21 protein-coding genes and 1 pseudogene are annotated in these 19,753 nt (G+C 67.8%); 9 read left to right on the top strand and 13 right to left on the bottom strand.

The window, feature by feature from the left end:
• Window positions 1-107: 107 nt before the first annotated feature.
• From LDQ05_RS03715 to LDQ05_RS03705, 3 genes are read right to left on the bottom strand one after another with little or no spacing between them, the layout of a single operon-like run.
• Window positions 108-1,163, bottom strand: coding sequence for a flavin-containing monooxygenase (locus LDQ05_RS03715; protein ID WP_226435554.1), 1,056 nt, complete (start codon window positions 1,161-1,163; stop codon window positions 108-110).
• Window positions 1,164-1,181: 18 nt separating this feature from the next.
• Complete coding sequence (locus LDQ05_RS03710; RefSeq protein WP_226435553.1) at window positions 1,182-2,399, bottom strand: MFS transporter; 1,218 nt, start codon at window positions 2,397-2,399, stop codon at window positions 1,182-1,184.
• A 4-nt stretch (window positions 2,400-2,403) separates the two neighbouring features.
• Window positions 2,404-3,750 carry an NAD(P)-binding domain-containing protein gene (locus LDQ05_RS03705; protein ID WP_226435552.1) on the bottom strand — a complete coding sequence of 449 codons (1,347 nt, stop codon included), beginning with the start codon at window positions 3,748-3,750 and terminating at the stop codon, window positions 2,404-2,406.
• Between the two features lie 99 nt (window positions 3,751-3,849).
• Between LDQ05_RS03705 and LDQ05_RS03700 the strand changes: the two genes are divergently transcribed.
• The 4 genes from LDQ05_RS03700 to LDQ05_RS03685 all read left to right on the top strand — a co-directional run bounded on the left by LDQ05_RS03700 (window position 3,850) and on the right by LDQ05_RS03685 (window position 7,348).
• Window positions 3,850-4,725 (top strand): helix-turn-helix domain-containing GNAT family N-acetyltransferase, encoded by an 876-nt coding sequence (locus LDQ05_RS03700; protein ID WP_226435551.1) that lies wholly within the window; start codon window positions 3,850-3,852, stop codon window positions 4,723-4,725.
• Between the two features lie 5 nt (window positions 4,726-4,730).
• On the top strand, window positions 4,731-5,039 hold the full coding sequence (locus LDQ05_RS03695) for a thioredoxin family protein (RefSeq protein WP_226435550.1): 309 nt from the start codon (window positions 4,731-4,733) through the stop codon (window positions 5,037-5,039).
• Window positions 5,040-5,334: 295 nt separating this feature from the next.
• A complete protein-coding gene (locus LDQ05_RS03690) occupies window positions 5,335-6,837 on the top strand; it encodes a SulP family inorganic anion transporter (protein WP_226435549.1) in 1,503 nt (500 codons plus the stop codon).
• Between the two features lie 136 nt (window positions 6,838-6,973).
• Window positions 6,974-7,348 (top strand): MerR family transcriptional regulator, encoded by a 375-nt coding sequence (locus LDQ05_RS03685; RefSeq protein ID WP_226435607.1) that lies wholly within the window; start codon window positions 6,974-6,976, stop codon window positions 7,346-7,348.
• Between the two features lie 49 nt (window positions 7,349-7,397).
• Here the strand turns inward: LDQ05_RS03685 and LDQ05_RS03680 are convergent, their stop codons facing one another.
• Genes LDQ05_RS03680 through LDQ05_RS03655 form a run of 6 tightly spaced genes read right to left on the bottom strand, consistent with a single transcriptional unit; the run spans window position 7,398 to window position 12,133 of the window.
• Entirely contained in the window at window positions 7,398-8,447 is a 1,050-nt protein-coding gene (locus LDQ05_RS03680) for an ArsO family NAD(P)H-dependent flavin-containing monooxygenase (RefSeq protein ID WP_226435548.1), read from the bottom strand.
• Between the two features lie 18 nt (window positions 8,448-8,465).
• Window positions 8,466-9,455, bottom strand: coding sequence for a thioredoxin-disulfide reductase (trxB, locus tag LDQ05_RS03675; RefSeq protein WP_226435547.1), 990 nt, complete (start codon window positions 9,453-9,455; stop codon window positions 8,466-8,468).
• 45 nt (window positions 9,456-9,500) lie between these two features.
• Entirely contained in the window at window positions 9,501-9,932 is a 432-nt protein-coding gene (locus LDQ05_RS03670; protein ID WP_226435546.1) for an arsenate reductase ArsC, read from the bottom strand.
• Between the two features lie 25 nt (window positions 9,933-9,957).
• Window positions 9,958-10,620 (bottom strand): arsenate reductase/protein-tyrosine-phosphatase family protein, encoded by a 663-nt coding sequence (locus LDQ05_RS03665; protein WP_226435545.1) that lies wholly within the window; start codon window positions 10,618-10,620, stop codon window positions 9,958-9,960.
• A 23-nt stretch (window positions 10,621-10,643) separates the two neighbouring features.
• The gene (arsB, locus tag LDQ05_RS03660; RefSeq protein WP_226435544.1) at window positions 10,644-11,729 is read right to left on the bottom strand and encodes an ACR3 family arsenite efflux transporter; all 1,086 of its coding nucleotides are present in this window, start codon (window positions 11,727-11,729) and stop codon (window positions 10,644-10,646) included.
• Complete coding sequence (locus LDQ05_RS03655; protein WP_226435543.1) at window positions 11,726-12,133, bottom strand: ArsR/SmtB family transcription factor; 408 nt, start codon at window positions 12,131-12,133, stop codon at window positions 11,726-11,728. Before LDQ05_RS03655 ends, arsB begins: the two co-directional genes overlap by 4 nt.
• A gap of 77 nt (window positions 12,134-12,210) precedes the next feature.
• Between LDQ05_RS03655 and LDQ05_RS03650 the strand changes: the two genes are divergently transcribed.
• From LDQ05_RS03650 to LDQ05_RS03635, 4 genes are all read left to right on the top strand, one after another.
• On the top strand, window positions 12,211-12,636 hold the full coding sequence (locus LDQ05_RS03650; RefSeq protein WP_226435542.1) for an arsenate-mycothiol transferase ArsC: 426 nt from the start codon (window positions 12,211-12,213) through the stop codon (window positions 12,634-12,636).
• A 12-nt stretch (window positions 12,637-12,648) separates the two neighbouring features.
• Window positions 12,649-13,059, top strand: coding sequence for an arsenite efflux transporter metallochaperone ArsD (arsD, locus tag LDQ05_RS03645; protein ID WP_226435541.1), 411 nt, complete (start codon window positions 12,649-12,651; stop codon window positions 13,057-13,059).
• Window positions 13,060-13,070: 11 nt separating this feature from the next.
• Window positions 13,071-14,813: an arsenical pump-driving ATPase gene (gene arsA, locus LDQ05_RS03640; protein ID WP_226435540.1), complete on the top strand. Its 1,743-nt coding sequence runs from the start codon at window positions 13,071-13,073 to the stop codon at window positions 14,811-14,813.
• A 479-nt stretch (window positions 14,814-15,292) separates the two neighbouring features.
• Window positions 15,293-16,090: an IS5 family transposase gene (locus LDQ05_RS03635; RefSeq protein WP_226435606.1), complete on the top strand. Its 798-nt coding sequence runs from the start codon at window positions 15,293-15,295 to the stop codon at window positions 16,088-16,090.
• Between the two features lie 221 nt (window positions 16,091-16,311).
• Here LDQ05_RS03635 and LDQ05_RS03630 read toward each other — a convergent pair whose 3' ends face one another.
• A complete protein-coding gene (locus tag LDQ05_RS03630) occupies window positions 16,312-17,193 on the bottom strand; it encodes an alpha/beta fold hydrolase (protein WP_226435539.1) in 882 nt (293 codons plus the stop codon).
• Window positions 17,194-17,288: 95 nt separating this feature from the next.
• Between LDQ05_RS03630 and LDQ05_RS03625 the strand changes: the two genes are divergently transcribed.
• Window positions 17,289-17,801 (top strand): MarR family transcriptional regulator, encoded by a 513-nt coding sequence (locus LDQ05_RS03625; protein ID WP_226435538.1) that lies wholly within the window; start codon window positions 17,289-17,291, stop codon window positions 17,799-17,801.
• 354 nt (window positions 17,802-18,155) lie between these two features.
• Here the strand turns inward: LDQ05_RS03625 and LDQ05_RS03620 are convergent.
• The 3 genes and pseudogenes from LDQ05_RS03620 to LDQ05_RS03610 all read right to left on the bottom strand — a co-directional run.
• Window positions 18,156-18,317 (bottom strand): annotated as a pseudogene (locus LDQ05_RS03620) (recombinase family protein); the annotation flags it as partial.
• A gap of 113 nt (window positions 18,318-18,430) precedes the next feature.
• On the bottom strand, window positions 18,431-19,099 hold the full coding sequence (locus tag LDQ05_RS03615; protein ID WP_264184406.1) for an AAA family ATPase: 669 nt from the start codon (window positions 19,097-19,099) through the stop codon (window positions 18,431-18,433).
• Window positions 19,100-19,241: 142 nt separating this feature from the next.
• Window positions 19,242-19,753: Mu transposase C-terminal domain-containing protein (locus LDQ05_RS03610; RefSeq protein ID WP_226435537.1), on the bottom strand; the 512-nt coding region annotated here is incomplete at its 5' end.

The following is a 19,753-nucleotide window of genomic DNA, read 5'->3' as shown; positions in this document are numbered from 1 at the left end:
CAGACCCCGTCGTGGATCGAACTCATGGGCTGCCACGCGGACTTGTCGTCTACACGTAGTCGAGCCCCACTCTCGCGACGCCGGGCATCTGGTTTCCGTCGCGCATGTCACGTCGACAATGAGCGCTCCACCATCGATCGAGCGATGTAGCGGGCGTCTCGCCCCACGCCTCGCAGGGATGCAGACGAGAGGCTGCGTTGCCATTCGAGGCCGATGTAGCCGAGTCCGGTGTGGGTGGTGGACAGGCCCTTCCGCTGCAGAGGGCGTCCGGCCTGGTCGAGGGTGCCGATGCCGGCGAGGTAGTTCAGGTGTGGTGTGTATCCGGTGGCGAGGACGATCGTGTCGACGGTGCTGGTGGTGCCGTCTGGCCATACGGCGGTGTTGCCGTCGAGTCGGGTGAACATCTCTCGAGCAGCGGGTTGGGCGGCGGTGAGGGCTGCGCGGTAGCGGCCGGTGTCGAAGACCGGCACGGTGGGCGGGTTGGTGATCCGGTGCCCGATGGGGAGAGCGTCGATGCCGGTGATGGTGAACCAGAAGTGCATGTCGCGGCCGAGGGGGCGTTGCGGGGCGAATTTCACCGGTGCGCGGCTGGCGAGGGTGACGGTGGTGGTGGCGGCGAGTTCCACGGCGATCTGGACGGCGGAGTTGCCGGCGCCGACGACGATGACGTTCTCGCCGGTGTGGTCGGCGGGGGTGCGGTAGGTGCTGGCATGCAGCAGTTTTCCGGTGAAGGTGTCTTGTCCGGGCAGTGCCGGGAGGTGGGGTGAGCTGAATCCGCCTGTGGCGGCGACGAGCCGGGGTGCGGTGAAGGCGGTTCCGGTGTCGGTGTGGGCGGTGAAGGTGTGTCCGTCGTGGGCGACGGCGTCGACCCGGTGGTTGAGGTGGATGTCGACGTCGAGGCCCTTGGCGTAGCGGCGTAGGTAGTCGACGACTTCGTCGCGGTGCGGGTAGTGGTCGGGGTCGCCGGGGAAGGGAAGCCCGGGTAGGGAGCTGTATTTCGCGGGCGAGAACAGGGTGAGGCTGTCGTAGTAGTGCGGCCAGGATCCGGCGGTGTCGTCGGAGGCTTCGAGGATCGCGGCGGTCAGACCGCGCTGGCGCAGCGCGTGGGCTGCGGCCAGGCCGGACTGGCCGGCGCCCACGATGAGGGCGTCGTAGTGGGGCATGTGTGGGTCCTTGAAAGGTCAGGTGGCGGCGGTTCGGCGGGGGACGCTGGGGGCCGCGACGAGGGCGGCGAGGAGTGCGATGGCGCCGAGGACGAGGTAGGCGTGGGCGTAGCTGCCGGTCCAGTTCGACAGGGCGGTGCCGGCCCAGGGGGCGAGTGCCATGACGATGACGATGGGGGCGGACATCAGGCCGTTGAGGCGGCCGTAGTGGGTGGCGCCCCACCGGTCGGTGATGGCGGTGGCTTGGACGAGGGTGAACAGTCCCCGGATCAGTCCGGCGCTGATCGCGACGGTGATCAGGGTCGCGACCGTGGCCACGACGCCCAACAGTGCGGTGCTGACGGCGGTGGCGACGAGGACGCCGATGGCCCGGCTGCGAGCCGAGGTACGGGCGGCGAGGGGCAGGTAGCCGATGCGGCCGAGGAGCTGTCCCGCGCCGCTCAAGCCGAGAATCAGGGCCGCCAGGGATGGGGAGAAGCCTTGTTCGATGAGTAGCGGGACGAGGTTGAACACGCCGGCGAAGGCGGCGAACGCTCCGAGGCTCAGCGCGACGACGAGGGCGAGGAACGCGGGGCTGCGGGAGGCGTCGCGGTGATCGGCCGCGTCGCCGTGCGCCGGCGCGGGTGGGTGCGGCCACCGTCCGCGCAGTCCCCACAGGTGGGCGGGGATGGTGATGGCGGCGAGGATCGCCGCGAGGATGAGATAAGTGGCGCGCCAGTCGGTTCGCTCGACCAAAGTGGCGGCGAGCGGGGCGAAGACAGTGCTCGCCAGGCCCGCGGCGAGCGTGAGGATCATCAGTGCCTTGACGTAGCTGTCGCCGTACCAGCGGGTCAGGGCCGCGAATGCGGGCGGGTAGAGGACGCCGCCCATCGCGATCCCGGCGACGATCCAGCCGGCGTAGAACGTTGGCAGGTTGCGTGCGGTCGCGATGAGAAGCAGTGCGGGCACAGCGAGTACGGAGCCGGCGGTCATGATCGCGCGCGGGCCGATGCGGTCGATGATGCGGCCGACGGGGATGCCGGTGAACGCGGCGGCGAGCTGGCCGATCGAGAACGCGGCCATGATCGTCTGCAGGGACCAGCCGGTGTCGTCGGCGATGGAGACCGACAGCACGGGGAACGCGTAGTAGAGGATGCCCCAGCTGGTGATCTCCGTCAGGCACAGGATCGCCAAGACCCGCCGCAGACCGGCCGCGGGAAGGGTGTCGGTCTGCGGCGGGGCCTTGGTGTCCGTCATCGGGCTAGCGTGCCCCGCCGGGTGCGGTCAGGGTCACCAACTCCGGCTGCGGCGCGCCGCAGCAGCCGCCCTCGGAGGCGTCGGCGTCGGCGTCGGGCTCGTCGAACACTCCTGCGCCACCGCAGACCCCGGTCTCGGGGAGGATCAGTTCGACGCGGGCGGCGGCCTCGTGATCGCCGGCGATCGCGGCGGCGATGCTGCGGACCTGCTCGTAGCCGGTCATGGCCAGGAACGTCGGCGCGCGGCCGTAGCTCTTCATCCCGGCCAGGTAGAAGCCGGGTTCGGGGTGGCTGAGTTCCTTGGCGCCGTGCGGGTAGACGGTGCCGCAGGAGTGCACGTTCGGGTCGATCAGCGGGGCCAGCTCGGTCGGGGCCTGCAGGACCGGATCGAGTCCGAGGCGGATCTCGGACAGCCAGGACAGATCCGGGCGGAATCCGGTGAGCACTACGACCCGGTCGACGCCTTCGACGCGCTGCCCGGCATCGGAGACCAGCGCGACCTGGTCCTGGTCGGCGGGCTCGACGGCGGCGGTGCGGAAACCGGTCACCACGTGCAGCAGTCCGTCGTCGACGGCCTTCTTCGCGCGCAGGCCCAGCGCGCCGCGGGCGGGCAGCTGATCGGCCTCGCCGCCACCGAACGTCGACGCGACATCGCCGCGGCGCAGGATCCAGGTGATCCGGGTGCCGGGTGCTTCCTTCTCGAGCGCGGCGAGAGCAACGATCGCGTTCAGTGCCGAGTGGCCGCCGCCGGCGATCGCGGTGTGCTTGCCCGCGTACTGGACGCGCACGGCAGGGTCGTCGAGGTCCGGGACCCGGTACTCGATGACATTCGAGACGGCCTGCTCACCGAGTGCCGGCAGCCCTTCGCCGCCGAGCGGGTTCGGGGTGCCCCAGGTGCCGGAGGCGTCGACGACGGCCTGGGCGAGGACGCGATCCTCGGTGCCGTCGCCGCGGCGAACGTGCACGGACAGCGGTTCGGTGTCGCGGCCGGCGTCGACCACGCGGTCGCGGCCGCGGCGGGCGACGCCGACGACCTCGGTGTCGAACTGCACGGCGTCGCCGAGGGCGTCAGCGAGCGGGGTGAGGTACTCGCGGACCCATTCCTGTCCGGTCAGGTACGCCTCGTCGTCGGGGGCGGTCCAGCCCGTGCGGTCGAGCAGTCGGCGCGCGGCCGGGTCGATCACCTCCGACCAGCGGGAGAACAGCCGGATGTGGTTCCACTGGTCCACTGCGGCTCCGGCCTTGGGGCCGCGTTCGAACACCAGCGGGGTCAGTCCGCGTTCACGTAGTTCAGCGGCGGCAGCCAGGCCGATCGGGCCGGCGCCGACAACCACCACGGGCAGGTCGGTCATCACAAACTCCTTATTCATCGACGTCCATCGATCAACCACGACTGTATCGACGCGCATCGATGAATGCAACCATCGATGCGCGTCGATATAATCGGGGGTATGACTTCCCTGGATATGCCGACACTCCGGAACCCGGCTCCGGTCGAGGCGGTGGGCCTGGGGACCGAGGACGCCGCCGTCTACGCGGGGTGGTTCGCGTGCCTGGCCGAGCCGACCCGGGTGCGTTTGCTTCACCAGGTCGCCAGTCGGCCCGCCGGCATCACGATCGGGGAGCTCTCCGACGCGCTCGGCGTGGGGCAGCCGACCGTGTCGCATCACGTCCGCAAACTCGCCGACGTGGGGTTCGTGACCGTCCACAAGGACGGCACCAGCACCGTCGTGGTGGTCAATCCGTCGTGCTGCACGGGCCTGCCGCAGGCGGCCGATGTGGTGATGGGGGTGCTCACCCCGCGCCCGTGCTGCCCGGCCGATCTACCCGACGACGTCGCTGTTCGCGCGATGACCGACGACGACTGGGATGCGGTCGGGCGCATCTACGGCGAGGGCGGCGCCGGCGCGCTCGCCACCGAGGTCCCCAGCCGCGACACTCTCGATGACCGGTGGCTTCCCGGGCACCGGTGGGTCGCCGAGATCGACGGCGCCGTGGTCGGTTGGGCCGCGCTGAGCCCGGTCTCGGACCGCGACTGCTATCGCGGTGTCGCCGAAAACGCGGTGTTCGTCGCCGAGGGGATGCGGGGCCGCGGGGTCGGCAAGGCGCTGCTGCGCACCCAGGTCGTGGCCGCCGACGAGGCCGGTTTGTGGACGCTGCAGAACTCGGTCCTAGCCGAGAACCGGGCCAGTATCGCGCTGCTGCATTCGGCCGGATTCCGCACCGTCGGCGTGCGTGAGCGCATCGCCCGAATCGGTGGGGTCTGGCGTGACACCGTCTTCCTCGAGCGCCGCTCCGACAGCGTCGCGGGCGCGGACGGCGCCTGACCGGCATGGACATCGAACTGCTCTACTTCGACGGCTGCCCGAACTGGCAGCGGGCCCGAGACCTTCTGGCAGATGCCCTCGCGGCAACGGGCAACGCCAGCACCCCGATCGTGCTGCGGACCGTGGCGACGCCCGAGGACGCGCAGCGGGAAGGATTCCCCGGGTCCCCGACGATCCGCATCGACGGCGCCGACCCGTTCACATCGACCGGCGCGGCCGCGCTGGCGTGCCGCGTCTACCGCGGCCACGGGTGCGCCGACGGCCTACCCGATCTGTCGAGTCTCATCGCCGCCATCCGCCGTAGCGAACGCTGACCCGTTTCGGGTGGCTCGTCTGCCGCGGCGCGTGAGGCGCGGCCCACCGGTGAAGGGCTGATCCGCCTCCATGTGTCGGCATCGGCCACCCCGCCACCGGCTGCCACCAGCCCATTTCGCACTCTACCCTCCCGTAAGGGTAGAGTGCTGCCTCGTTGCGATGACCAGTCCCGCCGAACGCGCGGGCGACGACATCCACGGCTCCCCGCAGCTGCAGGTGTCGTCTCCTCTACCGCGGTGCATCGAAGACGCCCGCGACCGGGCACGGTGTGCCCCAGTCTCGAACGGAGCCGTGATGGCACAACAGCGTCAGCTCGCCACGCACCTCGAGGGGTCCGTGCTCGGCGCACTTCGGGATCCGTCCCGATTGAAAACCGAGGTCCTCGCCGGTCTCGTGGTGGCACTCGCCCTGATCCCCGAGGCGATCTCGTTCTCGATCATCGCGGGCGTGGATCCCCGGATCGGGCTGTTCGCCTCATTCACGATGGCGGTGACCATCGCGATCGTCGGCGGTCGACCCGCGATGATCTCCGCAGCGACAGGCGCGATCGCCCTGGTCATCGCGCCGCTGGCCCGCGAGTACGGGCTCGACTACTTCGTTGCCGCGGTGATCTTGGCGGGCATCTTGCAGATCGTGCTGAGCGTGCTCGGTGTCGCGAAGTTGATGCGGTTCATCCCTCGCAGCGTCATGGTCGGCTTCGTCAACGCCCTGGCGATCTTGATCTTCACGTCCCAGCTTCCACACCTGCTCGGTGTGCCGACATTGGTGTATCCGATGGTCGCGGTCGGGTTGGTGATCATGGTGTTCCTGCCGCGGCTGACGAAGGTCATCCCCGCCCCGCTGGTGGCGATCGTGCTGCTCACGGCCGCGACGGTGGTGTTCGGGTTGAACGTGCCCAACGTCGGCGACGAGGGCGAGCTGCCATCGAGCCTGCCGACGCTGTTCTTCCCCGACGTCCCGCTCACGCTCGAGACGCTGCGGATCATCGCCCCCTACGCGTTGGCGATGGCGCTGGTCGGCCTGCTCGAGTCCCTGATGACCGCCAAGCTCGTCGACGACATCACCGACAGCCACTCCAACAAGACCCGCGAAGGGTGGGGACAGGGCATCGCGAACGTGGTCACCGGCTTCTTCGGCGGCATGGGCGGCTGCGCCATGATCGGCCAGACCATGATCAACGTCAAGGTCTCCGGCGCCCGCACCCGCATCTCGACCTTCCTCGCAGGTGTGTTCCTGCTGATCCTCGTCGTCGGCCTCGGCGACATCGTCGCTCTCATCCCGATGGCCGCCCTGGTCGCGGTGATGATCATGGTCTCGGTCGGCACCATGGACTGGCACTCGATCACCCCGAAGACACTGCGCCGCATGCCCAAGAGCGAAACCCTGGTCATGCTCGCCACCGTCGCCGTCACCGTCGCCACCCACAACCTCGCCTACGGCGTCATCGTCGGCGTGATCACCGCGATGGTACTCTTCGCCCGCCGCGTCGCACACCTGACCGACGTCGTCGACATCGCCCATCCGGACGAGAACACCCGAGTCTACGCCGTGCGCGGCGAATTGTTCTTCGCCTCGAGCAACGACCTGATCTACCAGTTCGACTACCTCGGCGACCCAGTGAACGTGATCATCGACCTCTCCGACGCCCACATCTGGGACGCCTCCACCGTCGCCACCCTCGACGCGATCACCACCAAATACGCGGCCAAAGGCAAGAACGCCGTGATCGTCGGCCTCAACGACGCCTCGGCCGAACGCCACGTGCGGCTCACTGGCCAGCTCGGCGCAGGCCACTGAACCGACGACGAGGCGGAGGCGCTGGGCCCGGACCGGCCCGCAGGTCGCTATCGTGACTGACGGTGCCGGATCCGGGCACAGCTCAGCAGGAATCGAGGTCGTCGCGGTGCAGCAGAACGACACCACCGAGGCGCAGTTGCAGATCGGCCAGGTCGCAACGCGAACGGAACTGTCGATCAAAACGATTCGACACTACGACGAAGTCGGACTCGTCACGCCTTCCGCCCGCAGCGCAGGCGGATTCCGTCTCTACACCGAGTCCGACGTCCAGCGTCTACTGCTGATCCGGCGGATGAAGCCACTCGGCTTCACGCTCGACGAGATGAAGTTGCTACTCGAATCGGTGGACACTCTCGCTCGAGCCGACGCGTCCGCGGAGACGACGGCGCAGGCACGCGCGTTCGTTGCCCAGTGCCACACCCGCGCCGAGGAAAGTTGCCGGAACCTGCGCAAACAGCTTGCCTACGCCGAAGAACTCACCACTCTGCTGGCACGCAACGCCGGAGAATGAACCGGCCGACAACTCGCTCAGGGGAACACTGACGCCGTTCCCACTCCGGTCACGCGCCGAGGTCGAGTTCGGCGACAGCGGCCCTCGCGGTACGGCCGACCCCGAGGATCGTCGCCGACCCGGGGCCGGTCCAGTCGCCGTAGCCGAGCAGGTACAGGCGCGGCTCCTTCAGGGCGCGGGTGCCGGAGACAGCGATGTGCCCGTCACGTTCGCGTAGCCGCAGCGGGCGCAGGTGTGTGAGCGCGGGCCGAAACCCCGTGGCCCACACGATGATATCGGCGTGCTGAACCGTGTTCCCCCAGGCGATCCCATCTGGGGTGAGCCGGTCAAACATCGGGAGCGCGTGCAGGACGCCGCGAGCGCGCGCCTCTCGCACCTCGGGCACCATCACGATGTCCCCGAGCGACGCGGGACCGCCCGGGTCGGGCAGGCCGGCGGCGATCGCCGCGGCACGCTCGGACGCGACCCGGAACAGCACCCGCCCGTCGACGTCGTCGGCGAGGAAGCGAGGCGGCCGCGTGGTCACCCAGGTGGTGGCGGCTGCGGTGGAGATCTCGGCGACGAGCTGGGCGGCGGAGTTGCCGCCCCCGACCACCACTACCCGGGCGCCGGCGAAGTCCGACGGCTGCCGGTAGTCGACGGTGTGGAGTTGGCGGCCGGTGAACTCCCGCGCGCCGGGATAGATCGGCCAGAACGGTTGCTGCCAGGTTCCGGTCGCGCTGATCACCCGCTGCGCCCGCCAGGTGTGCTCGCCGGCGGAGACGACGAGGTTTTGCCCGTCGCGGTGGACTCCTGTGACGCGGACGGGGCGCCGGATCGGCAGGTTGTACCGCTCCTCGTAGGCAGTGAAGTAGTCGACGACGTGGCAGGCGGGCGGGAAACCGTCCGGCCACGGCGGCATCGGCCAGCCCGGCAGGGCGGCGAACTCGGCCGGGGAGAACAGGCGCAGCGACCGCCAGGTGTGTGGCCACGCCCCGCCCGGGGTGGGTTGGTCGTCGAGGATCACGTACCGGTGGCCGGCCCGTCGCAGGTAGTAGCCCGCGGCGAGCCCGGCCTGACCGCCCCCGATCACGACGACATCGGTATCGATGCTGATCATCGCTAGCTCACAGCGGTGTCAGGCGTCGACGGCGACGGGCTCGCCCGCGGCCGCGAGGGTGTTCTCCGTGATGTCACCCTGGTCGGCCAGCCAGCGCTCGGCGTCGATCGCGGCGGCACAGCCGGTGCCGGCCGCGGTGATGGCCTGACGGTAGGTGTGGTCGACCAGGTCGCCGGCGGCGAAGACGCCCTCGGTGGAGGTGGCGGTGGTCGGCGACTGCACCTTGACGTAGCCGGCGGTGTCGACGTCGACCTGGCCCTTGACGAGCTCGCTGCGCGGATCGTGGCCGATCGCGACGAACATGCCGGTGACGTCGAGCGTGGACTGCTCGCCGGTGACGGTGTCGCGGACCACCAGGCCGGTGACGCTGTTCTCGCCCAGCACCTCGACCGGCTCGGCGTTGGTGACGAAGCGGATCTTCTCGTTCGCCTTGGCGCGCTCGAGCATGATCCGCGACGCGCGGAACTCCTCGCGGCGGTGCACGAGCGTGACGCTGCGGGCGAACTTGGTCAGGAAGGTGGCCTCCTCCATCGCGGAGTCGCCGCCGCCGACCACGACGATGTCCTGGTCGCGGAAGAAGAAGCCGTCGCACGTGGCGCAGGCGCTGACGCCGCGGCCGAGGAGCCGCTCCTCCCCCGGGATGCCGAGGTAGCGGGCGGCGGCACCCATCGCGAGGATGACGGCGCGCGCGTAGTAGGTCTCGCCGTTCGCGACGACCTTCTTGACCGGGCCGTCCAGCTCGATCTCCTCGACGTCCTCGGTGCGGATGTCCGCGCCGAAACGCTTGGCCTGCTCACGCATCTCGTCCATGAGATCCGGGCCCATGATGCCCTCGCGGAAGCCGGGGAAGTTCTCCACCTCGGTGGTGGTCATCAGCGAGCCGCCGAACTGGGTGCCCTCGAAGAGCAGGGGCTCGAGCTCCGCACGGGCGGCGTAGACGCCGGCGGTGTATCCGGCGGGTCCGGAGCCGACGATGATGAGGTCGTGGATGGTCACGTCAGTGGTCATGTGCGCCTTCTGCGATATGGGCAGGTGGATGCCGGTGGGTGTCCGTCAGCTGTGGACGGGGTCCGGGGCGAGTTCGGCGATCAGTGCCTCGACCTTGGCCTTGATCTCGTCGCGGATTGGGCGGACCGCGTCGACACCCTGTCCGGCCGGATCCTCGAGAACCCAGTCCCGGTAGGACTTTCCGGGGAAGACGGGGCAGGTGTCGCCGCACCCCATCGTGATCACCACATCCGATGCCTGCACCGCATCGGTGGTGAGGATCTTCGGGGATTGGGTCGAGATGTCGATGCCTACCTCGGCCATCGCCAGGGTCGCGGCGGGGTTGACCTGGTCGGCCGGGGCGCTGCCCGCGGAGCGGACCTCGATCCGGTCACCGGCGAGCGCGGTGAGGAATCCGGCGGCCATCTGGGAGCGGCCAGCGTTGTGCACGCAGACGAACAGGACCGACGGCGTGGGGTTCGGGGATGCGGTGGTCATCGAGAACCTTTCAAGAAGTGGGAGGTCAGAGGGTGCGGGGAGCAGTGTTGAGATCGGACAGCAGGGCGCGGACCCGGACGTCGATCTCATCCCGGATCGCGCGCACCATCTGTGGGGACTGGCCTTCGGGATCGGCGACAGCCCAATCGAAATAGCGTGTGCCCGGACGGACCGCGCAGGCGTCGCCGCAGCCCATCGTGACCACGACGTCCGCGGCGGCAACGACCTCGTCGGTGAGCGGCTTGGGGTAGGCCGCGCCGAGGTCGATGCCGCGCTCGGCCAGGACCGAGAGCACGGTCGGGTCGATCCGGTCGGTCGGCGCCGACCCTGCGGAGCGGACGTGGACGCGGCCACCGCCGTGGTGGTCGAGCAATGCTGCAGCCATCTGGGAGCGGCCGGTGTTGTGGGCGCACACGAACAGCACCTCGGGCACCGTTTTCGCGACAACTCCGTCGGCTTGCGCCCGGGCGGTGAGACGTTCGGCCGCCAGCCGCGGGGCGAGCGCGCTCAGATGGGTGTGCACCGTGGCGGTTTCACGCAGTGCGGCGTAGGACTCGAACACCGCCCTCTCCACGGTCTCCGGGGAGAAGATTCCGGTGTACCTGCCGGCGAGGTGCTCGGCGGCGCGGCGCAGCACTGCTTCGGGAACGAGCAGTTCGGACTGGTGGCGGTCGGAGTGCTGGGACATGTTCGTCTCCTGGCCTTCTCGGGTCACGAAGCGGTGGGTGCGGGTGCGGCCTTGCGGGTGAAGCGTTTACGCAGCGCGAGGGAGACGTACACCAGCCCGACCAGGACCGGGACCTCGATCAGCGGGCCGACGACACCGGCGAGTGCCTGGCCTGAGGTGACGCCGTAGGTGGCGATCGCCACCGCGATGGCGAGCTCGAAGTTGTTGCCGGCCGCAGTGAACGCGAGGGTGGTGGTGCGCTCGTAGCCGAGCCCCATTGCGGCGCCGAGGGCGTAGCCGCCGCCCCACATGATCGCGAAGTACGCCAGCAGTGGGATTGCGATCCGCACGACATCGAGTGGCTGCGAGGTGATCCGGTCGCCCTGCAGCGCGAACAGGATCACGATGGTGAACAGCAGCCCGTAGAGGGCCCAGGGGCCGATCTTCGGCAGGAACCGCTCCTCGTACCAGTCGCGGCCCTTGGCCTTCTCCCCGAAGTGGCGGGTGAGGAACCCGGCGAGCAGCGGGATCCCGAGGAAGATCAGCACCGATTTCGCGATCTGCCACGGCGAGGTGTCGATGGTGGTCTGCTCGAGCCCGAGCCAGCCGGGCAGGACCGAGAGGTAGAACCAGCCGAGGACGGCGAACATGATCACCTGGAACACCGAGTTGATCGCCACGAGCACCGCGGCGGCCTCTCGGTCACCGCAGGCGAGGTCGTTCCAGATGATGACCATCGCGATGCACCGGGCTAGGCCGACGATGATGAGTCCGGTCCGGTATTCGGGCAGGTCTGGCAGGAAGATCCAGGCGAGGGCGAACATCAGTGCCGGACCGAGGACCCAGTTCAGCAGGAGCGAGCCCAACAGGAGTTTGCGGTCTCCGGTGACGGTGTCGAGGCGGTCGTAGCGCACCTTCGCCAGCACCGGGTACATCATGATCAGCAGGCCCAGTGCGATCGGCAGCGAGATGCCGTCGAGTTCGACGGCGCCGAGCGCGTCCCCGAGGCCCGGGATCATCCGGCCGAGCAGCAGCCCGGCGATCATTGCGACACCGATCCATACCGGCAGGAAGCGGTCCAGGGTGGAGAGTTTGCCGACGACGGCGGGGTGTGTGGTCGTCTCGGTCACCGCGCTACCTCCACGGCGACGACGGCGTCGGCCGGCGTGCAGGTCGAGCCTTCGACGACGCCGACCTCGGAGGAGAGCACCGCGGAGAGCTGGGCCAGCGCCGACGGGATCACTCGGTAGTAGACCCAGGTTCCGCGGCGTTCGCAGTCGAGCAGACCGGCCTCGCGCAGCACCTTGAGGTGATGGGAGATCGTCGGCTGTGACAGTTCGAATGCCGGGGAGATGTCGCACACACAGCTCTCGCCGTTCTCGTGGCTGGCGATCAGGCTGAGCATCCGCAGCCGCACCGGATCCCCGAGTGCCTTGAACATTCGGGCCAGGTCGCAGGCCCAATCCGACGTCAACGGTTCCCGCGTGAGGGGCGAGCAGCAGGCCTCGACCCCACTCGACGATTGATTCGACATGCGTCTATATTGACTCTTATCGATTCAACTCGTCAACCGAACGGCCGGTGAACACGGCCACCCTTGGGAGGACGCTCGTGAGCAAACCGTCGGTGTTGTTTGTCTGTGTGAAGAACGGCGGCAAGTCCCAGATGGCGGCCGGGCTGATGCGCAGGGCCGCCGGCGATGCGGTCGAGGTGCACTCGGCCGGAACCAAGCCCGGTGCCGCGGTCAACGCCCTGTCCGCGCAGTCGCTCCTCGAGGTCGGCGTGGACATAACCGCCGAGACCCCGAAGGCGATCGACCCGCAGCTGCTGCGCGCAGTCGACGTGGTGGTCACCCTCGGCCGCGAGGCTCACATCGATCCCGTCCCGGGGACCCGGTTCGAGAACTGGGACACCGACGAGCCGTCCGAACGCGGCATCGACGGTATCGAGCGCATGCGCCTGGTCCGTGACGACATCGCCGCCCGCGTCACCCGGCTCGCCGGCCAGCTGGCTGTCCCATCCACCTCCGACAACTGAGAGGACCCCCTGATGAGCCGTATCGAGGTTTTCGAGCCCGCACTGTGCTGCAACACCGGAGTGTGCGGCGACGACGTCGACCAGAACCTGGTCACCTTCACCGCCGACATGGACTGGATCAGCTCCCAGGGCGGTGACATCGCCCGCTTCAACCTCGCGAATGAGCCGCTTGTCTTCGCCGAGCGGGAACCGGTCAAGGCGTTCCTGCAGCTCTCCGGGTCCGAGGGCCTGCCGCTGGTTCTCGTCGACGGTGTCACCGCCGCCGTCGGCCGCTACCCCGACCGCGCCCAGCTCGCCAAGTGGGCCGGCCTCGACACCGACACCGCCGCGGCGCCCGCCGGGATCCAGATGCTCGGGCTCACCGACACCACCGGTGCCGGATCCTGCTGCGGCGATGGCGCGGACAACACCAGCTGCTGCTGAAAGGTCGATCCATGAAGTTCCTCGACGATGCGCCCCGCTTCCTGTTCTTCACCGGCAAGGGTGGGGTCGGGAAAACCTCGATCGCTTGCGCCTCCGCCCTCGCCCTGACCCGCGAGGGCAAGAAAGTCCTGCTCGTGAGCACCGATCCTGCCTCCAACGTGGGACAGGTCTTCGGGCTGGCCATCGGCAACACCATCACCGAGGTGCCCGCCGTCCCGGGGCTTTCGGCACTCGAGATCGACCCGGAGCAAGCCGCGGCCGCCTACCGCGAACGCATCATCGGACCCGTTCGAGGACTGCTTCCCGAGAAGGAACTGGCATCGATCACCGAACAGCTCTCCGGGTCGTGCACCACCGAGATCGCCTCGTTCAACGAGTTCACCGCGCTGCTCACCGACGACGAGACCATCTCTGGGTTCGATCACGTCCTGTTCGACACCGCCCCCACCGGCCACACCGTCCGGCTGCTCCAGCTGCCCGGATCGTGGACCGACTTCCTCGACGACGGCAAGGGCGACGCCTCCTGCCTCGGCCCGCTCTCCGGGCTCGAGAAGCAGCGCACCGCCTATGCCGGCGCCGTCGCCGCCCTCGCCGACCCGCAGCGGACCCGACTGGTCCTCGTCGCCCGACCGCAGCGCTCCCCGCTCGCCGAGATCGCCCGCACTCACACCGAACTCGCCGACATCGGACTGGCCAACCAGTACGTCGTCATCAACGGCGTCCTGCCCGCCTCCGACGACCACGACGAGTTGGCGGCCGCGATCCGCGACCGCGAACAGGCCATCCTCGCGGACCTGCCCGCCGAACTGCGGGCCCTGCCCTTCGACGAGATCGACCTCAAGGCCACCAACATGGTCGGCGTCGACGCCCTCGACACCCTGTTCAGCGCAGCGAACCTGGATACACCGGCACAAACCGATTCCCCCGACCTGGTGCCGGACGCACCGCTGAGCGCTCTCGTCGACGAGCTCGCCGCCGACGATCACGGCCTGATCATGTGCATGGGCAAGGGCGGAGTCGGCAAGACCACCATCGCTGCCGCGATCGCAGTCGCACTCGCCGAACGCGGCCACCAAGTGCACCTGACCACCACCGACCCGGCCGCCCACCTCACCGACACCCTCGCCGGCACCCTCGACAACCTGACCGTCTCACGCATCGACCCCACCGAGGCCACCGCCGCGTACCGCGACCGCGTCATGGCCGGCAAGGGCGCCAACCTCGACGAGCAGGGCCGCGCGAACCTCGCCGAGGACCTCAAGTCCCCGTGCACCGAGGAAGTCGCTGTCTTCCAGGCCTTCTCCCGCGTCATCCATGAATCGCGTCGACACTTCGTCGTCGTCGACACCGCCCCCACCGGCCACACCCTGCTGCTGCTCGACGCCACCGGCTCCTACCATCGCGAGATCGCCCGCCAGATGGGCGAGAATACGAACTTCACCACCCCGCTGATGCGGCTGCAGAACCCCGACGAGACCAAAATCGTGCTGGTCACCCTTGCCGAAACCACACCACGCCTCGAAGCCGCCGGCCTGCAAGCCGACCTCGAACGCGCGGGCATCCACCCGTGGGCGTGGGTGGTCAACAATTCCCTCGCTGCCGCACACCCGACATCGCCGCTGCTGCGGCGGCGCGCGGACGCTGAGGTCGGCGAGCTCGACACCATCGTCGCCGAGCACTCCGATCGGTACGCGGTTGTGCCGATGGCACCCACCGAGCTTGTCGGGATCAGCGCCTTGCAGGCACTCATCTAGTGCCGATCGGCCGCGGCGTTAGCCACGCCGTCCACCCAGTCCGAGAGCGGTTCCGTCACTCCCGAAGGTTGTGTGCAGAGCACTTCTGACATCCCTGCAGTCGACTTCTGAAACTGACATCGACCTGGACCGTCGCAGGCCGCGCAATGGTGCAAAACTCGTGTCACAAACCGATGATTCATAAATTGCTGTGTCGGTGAGTTCTGGAACACTGTCGCCTCGTGAACGAACTTTTGGGCTACGCAAGGGTCTCAACCACCGATCAAACGATCGACGCGCAGGCGGACGCTCTGAGAACGTGTTTGTGATCTCTGGTGCTCGAGGCGACCGGCGTGGAAGAAGGGGATCGGAGTGGACTCCTGGTAGGTCAGTAGGTGCTTACGCCACGACCCGACCAGGAGCCCACATTGTCATCATCGCGCATCACGCTGTGCCCGTCATGCCCTACCCCCGACCACGCCGCCGGGCATCGGTGCCGGGTGTATCCGTCGTCGTCGGTCACCGACGCACAGTGGGCGATCCTCGAGCCGCTGCTCCCGCCTCCCGGCAACGTCGCAGGGCGCGGTGGACGTCCCGAGAAGCACTGCCGCCGAATGGTGCTCGATGCCATCTTCTACGTGGTGCGGGGTGGGATCGCGTGGCGGCAGCTGCCGGTGGAGTTCCCGCCGGCGATGACGGTGTACGCGATCTTCGCCCGCTGGGTGCGGGCCGGGACGTGGCTGCGGATCCACGACGCGCTGCGCGACCGGATCCGGATCACCGACGGCCGCGACCCCCGGCCGACGGCGGCGGTCATCGACTCGCAGTCGGTGCCGGGCGCGGACACCGTGCCCGGTGACAGCCGCGGCTACGACGCCGGGAAGAAGACCAACGGCCGCAAGCGTCACCTCGCGGTGGACACCAACGGGCTGCTGCTGGCGGTCGTGGTCACCGCCGCGGGTATCCAGGACCGGGACGGCGCCCATCGGCTTCTGGCCGTGTTGCGGGACCGGTTCTCCACGATCGAGCTCGTGTGGGCGGACGGTGGCTATGCGGGACGGCTCGTGCGGTGGGCGAAAGACGTGCTGTCCCTGGGCATCGAGATCGTCAAACGCAACGACGATGTGCGCGGCTTCACGGTCCTGCCGCGGCGATGGGTGGTCGAGCGGACCCTGGCCTGGCTGTGCAAGCACCGCCGCTGCGTGCGCGATTACGAGACCCGCCCCGACCATCACGAGGCGATGGTGCACGTCGCCACGATCATGACACTCTCACGCCGACTCGCCCGTACGGCGTGACCCTCACCCCGGCGTTTTCAGATGCACTCTGAGAGCTGCCGGCTGTTCGAGGGTCTGGACCGAGACCGCCAGCGGGGCCACCACCGCCCGCCCGGAGCTGGCCGATCTGTTCACGCACCTGCGCGATAATGGGACAGTCGGTTATTGAAACTCCCCGAATGCTGGGTATCGGTGTTCATCGATGAGGCCAGCTGGGATTGGTCTTCGGGGCTTCGCTGCTTCTATCGCACGGACAACGCGTTGATCAGGGCATCGTTCAACACTGCGGTGGGGCTCATCGGCATGGTGTGATGGGTTGCCCCTTCGACGACGATTGAACGCAGTCGAGGGATCGACTCTGCGATGTCCGTGGCGAGCTGTCCACTGTCATGCACTTTGCTGTCGGCCGCGAGGATCACCGTCGTATCGACGGTCAGTTCATCGAGTGCACTTCGCTTGGGGCGCTTGGGAACAATGGTTTTCGACTTCGGGAAGTACGCCGCGCCTCGGGCGAGCAAGTCGAGCCAGTCTTCGTCGACGTCCTGTCCGCCGGTCTCCCAGCGAATGAACTCACGTTCACGCTTCTCGTTGGGACGCAACAGTAGCGGTACAGCGCGGGCAAGGTAGGAAGCCCGCATTCCGGCGAAACACGAATTGGGGTCGAGCAGCACCAGGTTCCGGACTCGGTCCGGCTCGCGCAGTGCGTATGCGAGCGCGATCATCGCGCCGTAGGAGTGCCCGACGAGACCGAAGTCGGTCAGGCCAGCGGCCTCGGCGACGGCGTTGAGCCAGAACATCAGGTCGTCGACCGACCGCAGGCGGTCGCCGTCGGCGATGCTTCGACCAGCGTCACCGATCAGATCTACCGCGTAAACCCGGAACCGGTCCGCGAGAGCAGCCACGTTCTCGAACCACACAGTGGACGTAGCCCCCGCGCCCGGCAGAAGGACTACAGGCGGAGCATCGAGCGGTCCGCACACGTTCACCCGGGTGGTCCCGTACTGCGACGTGAGATCGACACAGGTGACGTCGACCGGCCACTTCTCGAGCACGCGATCGTAGGCACGGTAGAAGGCAACCCCTTCGGCCGTGGTCGTGAAATCGACAGTCGACAGCGGGGGCATCCGGGCTCCTCGGTAATTAACTCGATACATCGAGATACTATGGCTGTCGAGATAGTAGATTGTCAGGGCAATGTTGTCGACCACGGGAGAGTGCGATGGATGCCGGGCGCGAGCCTGTCGAGGACTCTCTGGACACCGTTCATCGACTACGCGCACTGGTGGTCGAGTTGCACCTGCTCGGTGCGGATTTCGCTCGAAAGCACGGTCTGCACGCCACCGATCTCCGGGCATTGATCTGCCTACTCGACGCGGAGCGCAACGACCGCGAGGCGACCCCGACGTGGTTGAGGGAGCAGCTTCACCTCAACTCCGCATCGGTGACCGCACTGATCGATCGCATGGAGAAGTCCGGGCACGTACGCCGGCGGCGAGACCACCGGGACCGCAGGAGAGTACTGATCCACGTCACCCCCGAAGCCGTGCAACTCGGCCAGTCATTCTTCGGCCCGGCGATCGCGAACGCTACGAACGCCATCGGCACGTACAACGCAGGGCAGATACAGACGATCGCAAGCTTCCTGGCCGACATGCAACAGGCCATCGACGACGCCCGAACGAGTCAGACGACCAGGCCACCCGTCGTCCCGGCCCGACACTCCCGAGGCTGACCCTGAGTACGTCCTAGCGCCAGTTCAGGCGTGGTCAGGGCACAACATCGTCGGTTTCGTTTGCCATCCTGATTCGGTGAGCCATCGCCGGGCCGGTCCGGGCAGCTCGTCGTTGATGTGGCCGTCGGTGGCGAGTTCCCCGGCGAGGATGGGTCCGTCTCCGCAGACAGTGCAGGCGACATCAACGGCGGGATCGTTGGGTTGGCAACTGCGGCAATGGTGTCGGCTGACGATCTCGCCGGGAACGTCGGGATCGAGGTATAGCCAGGAGACGGCCAGATCGGCGCGCTGGTGAGCCGCCTCGGAACGGGTGGCGGGCTCGTGCCCGCAGCTCGGGCAGTCGCGCAGCGTCTTTCACGCAGGCGTGGGGTGTTCGAGCGTGGCCACTGCCAGATCAGCGGTGGCCGCCTGGTGATCTGCCGCCACGATGTCGGCCTTTTTCAAGTGTCCGTACAGAGTGGTGCGGCGCACGCCGAGAAGGCCGGCAATCTGAGCGACGGTGTGTTCGCCGGCGTCGTAGAGGCGTTGGGCGTGCTCGACCTGCTCGGCGGTGAGTTTTGACGGCCGCCCACCCTTGCGGTGTGACTCTCACCTTCGTTTGGCGGGATTTCGCAGCTTGATTTGGCGGGTCAGGTGAGGCCGACGACGAGGGTGGAGCGGGCAGCTTCGACGACGTCGTCGGTGATGGTGTTGAGCTCGTTGATCCTCATGACCCTGTGCATCTGAGTGAAGAGCCTGTCGATGAGGCGGAAGTTGCCGCGGGTGATTCGCGCGATTGCTGCGATGGCTTGTGCGTCGGTGAAATCGTCGGGATCGAGGGTTTGGCCGAGCTTGCGCCAGTGGCGTTCGAGGACGAACTGCAGCTCGTCCTCTGCCAGTGGTCGGTACTCGTGGGCGAAGCCGACGCGACTGTAAAGCTGCGGGAATCGACTGAATTGTTTCTCGAATCCGGGCATGCCGATGAGGATGACGGCGACGTTGTCGCGGTCGTAGCGGTCGCGCAGCATCTCGAGCGCCGTGGCGTTGAGGCGTTCGGATTCGTCGATGATGATGAGTTCGACGTTCTTGTGGCGTCTGGCTATCGGGCTGGTGACCTTGCCGGTCTCACGAAGGTGCACCTCGATGCAGATGGAGACCCGGGCCACGAGGTGGTCGAGATCCTCCTTGACGTGGCGGGGAGTGCTTGCCGGCTCGGGTGTGTAGAAGACCGTCCGCTTCCTGGCTAGCGCGGCGTAGACCGTGGAATCGGAGTCATCGCGTGGACCCCATTCATCGAGGAGCGTTTCGGCCTTATGCAGGTTGGCATACCTCCTGGCTGAGAGGGTTTGCCAGTGCCGGCCTGTCCGAAGCAGATGCCGATCGTGCGTTGGCGGCGCACGGCGTCGGCGAACTCGATGAACCGGCGGTGTTGCTTGGTGGCGATGAACGGTTGCGGGGACATCAGTCGTCCTCCAGGTAGGTGCGAAGTCTCGGCTTTTTCGTTCGGGCCGGTTCTGGGGCCGGCGCAGACGCTGGTGGGCTCGGGTCGACGACGACGGCGATCCGTTCCTTGATCTGACTGCGCAACTGTCGTCGCCGCTCGTTGCGGGCCTCTTGAATCTCTTTGAGGCTGACGGTGGACGATGCATGATCGGGGTCCACGGCTTTACAGATGTATTGGTTCTTGTGGAAGACATGGATCTCGGAGATATCGCGAGGGTCGTACCGGATCACGACCTGCTCTTTGACGTAGGCCGCTAGCAGCGGTGAGACATACCGCAGTCCCTGGAAATGCACGCCGTCTCGGCGGACGACACGAGCGGTAGCCACCGTCAACAGTGAATCGCCCCGGGTCTGTCGGAGGCTCTCGAACCTGTGAAGGATGGAGAGCATGGCAGCACCACGGAAGTACAGCGTTGAGCTGAAGGAACGAGCAACGAGGATGGCGGTCGAAGCCCGCCAGGATCCGGCGA

Source organism: Rhodococcus yananensis (assembly GCF_020515525.1).
Lineage (GTDB): Bacteria > Actinomycetota > Actinomycetes > Mycobacteriales > Mycobacteriaceae > Rhodococcus > Rhodococcus yananensis.
Note: the sequence above shows the minus strand (reverse complement) of the source record. Positions and strands in the feature narration are given on the sequence as shown.

Coding starts and splice junctions, on each gene's coding strand:
- LDQ05_RS03665 (WP_226435545.1), bottom strand. CDS start 10,620: ATGTCCCAGCACTCCGACCGCCACCAGTCCGAACTGCTCGTTCCCGAA.
- LDQ05_RS03630 (WP_226435539.1), bottom strand. CDS start 17,193: ATGCCCCCGCTGTCGACTGTCGATTTCACGACCACGGCCGAAGGGGTT.
- LDQ05_RS03690 (WP_226435549.1), top strand. CDS start 5,335: ATGGCACAACAGCGTCAGCTCGCCACGCACCTCGAGGGGTCCGTGCTC.
- LDQ05_RS03715 (WP_226435554.1), bottom strand. CDS start 1,163: ATGCCCCACTACGACGCCCTCATCGTGGGCGCCGGCCAGTCCGGCCTG.
- LDQ05_RS03680 (WP_226435548.1), bottom strand. CDS start 8,447: ATGATCAGCATCGATACCGATGTCGTCGTGATCGGGGGCGGTCAGGCC.
- arsA (WP_226435540.1), top strand. CDS start 13,071: ATGAAGTTCCTCGACGATGCGCCCCGCTTCCTGTTCTTCACCGGCAAG.
- LDQ05_RS03695 (WP_226435550.1), top strand. CDS start 4,731: ATGGACATCGAACTGCTCTACTTCGACGGCTGCCCGAACTGGCAGCGG.
- LDQ05_RS03700 (WP_226435551.1), top strand. CDS start 3,850: ATGACTTCCCTGGATATGCCGACACTCCGGAACCCGGCTCCGGTCGAG.
- arsD (WP_226435541.1), top strand. CDS start 12,649: ATGAGCCGTATCGAGGTTTTCGAGCCCGCACTGTGCTGCAACACCGGA.
- LDQ05_RS03655 (WP_226435543.1), bottom strand. CDS start 12,133: ATGTCGAATCAATCGTCGAGTGGGGTCGAGGCCTGCTGCTCGCCCCTC.
- trxB (WP_226435547.1), bottom strand. CDS start 9,455: ATGACCACTGACGTGACCATCCACGACCTCATCATCGTCGGCTCCGGA.
- LDQ05_RS03670 (WP_226435546.1), bottom strand. CDS start 9,932: ATGACCACCGCATCCCCGAACCCCACGCCGTCGGTCCTGTTCGTCTGC.
- LDQ05_RS03705 (WP_226435552.1), bottom strand. CDS start 3,750: ATGACCGACCTGCCCGTGGTGGTTGTCGGCGCCGGCCCGATCGGCCTG.
- LDQ05_RS03710 (WP_226435553.1), bottom strand. CDS start 2,399: ATGACGGACACCAAGGCCCCGCCGCAGACCGACACCCTTCCCGCGGCC.
- LDQ05_RS03625 (WP_226435538.1), top strand. CDS start 17,289: ATGGATGCCGGGCGCGAGCCTGTCGAGGACTCTCTGGACACCGTTCAT.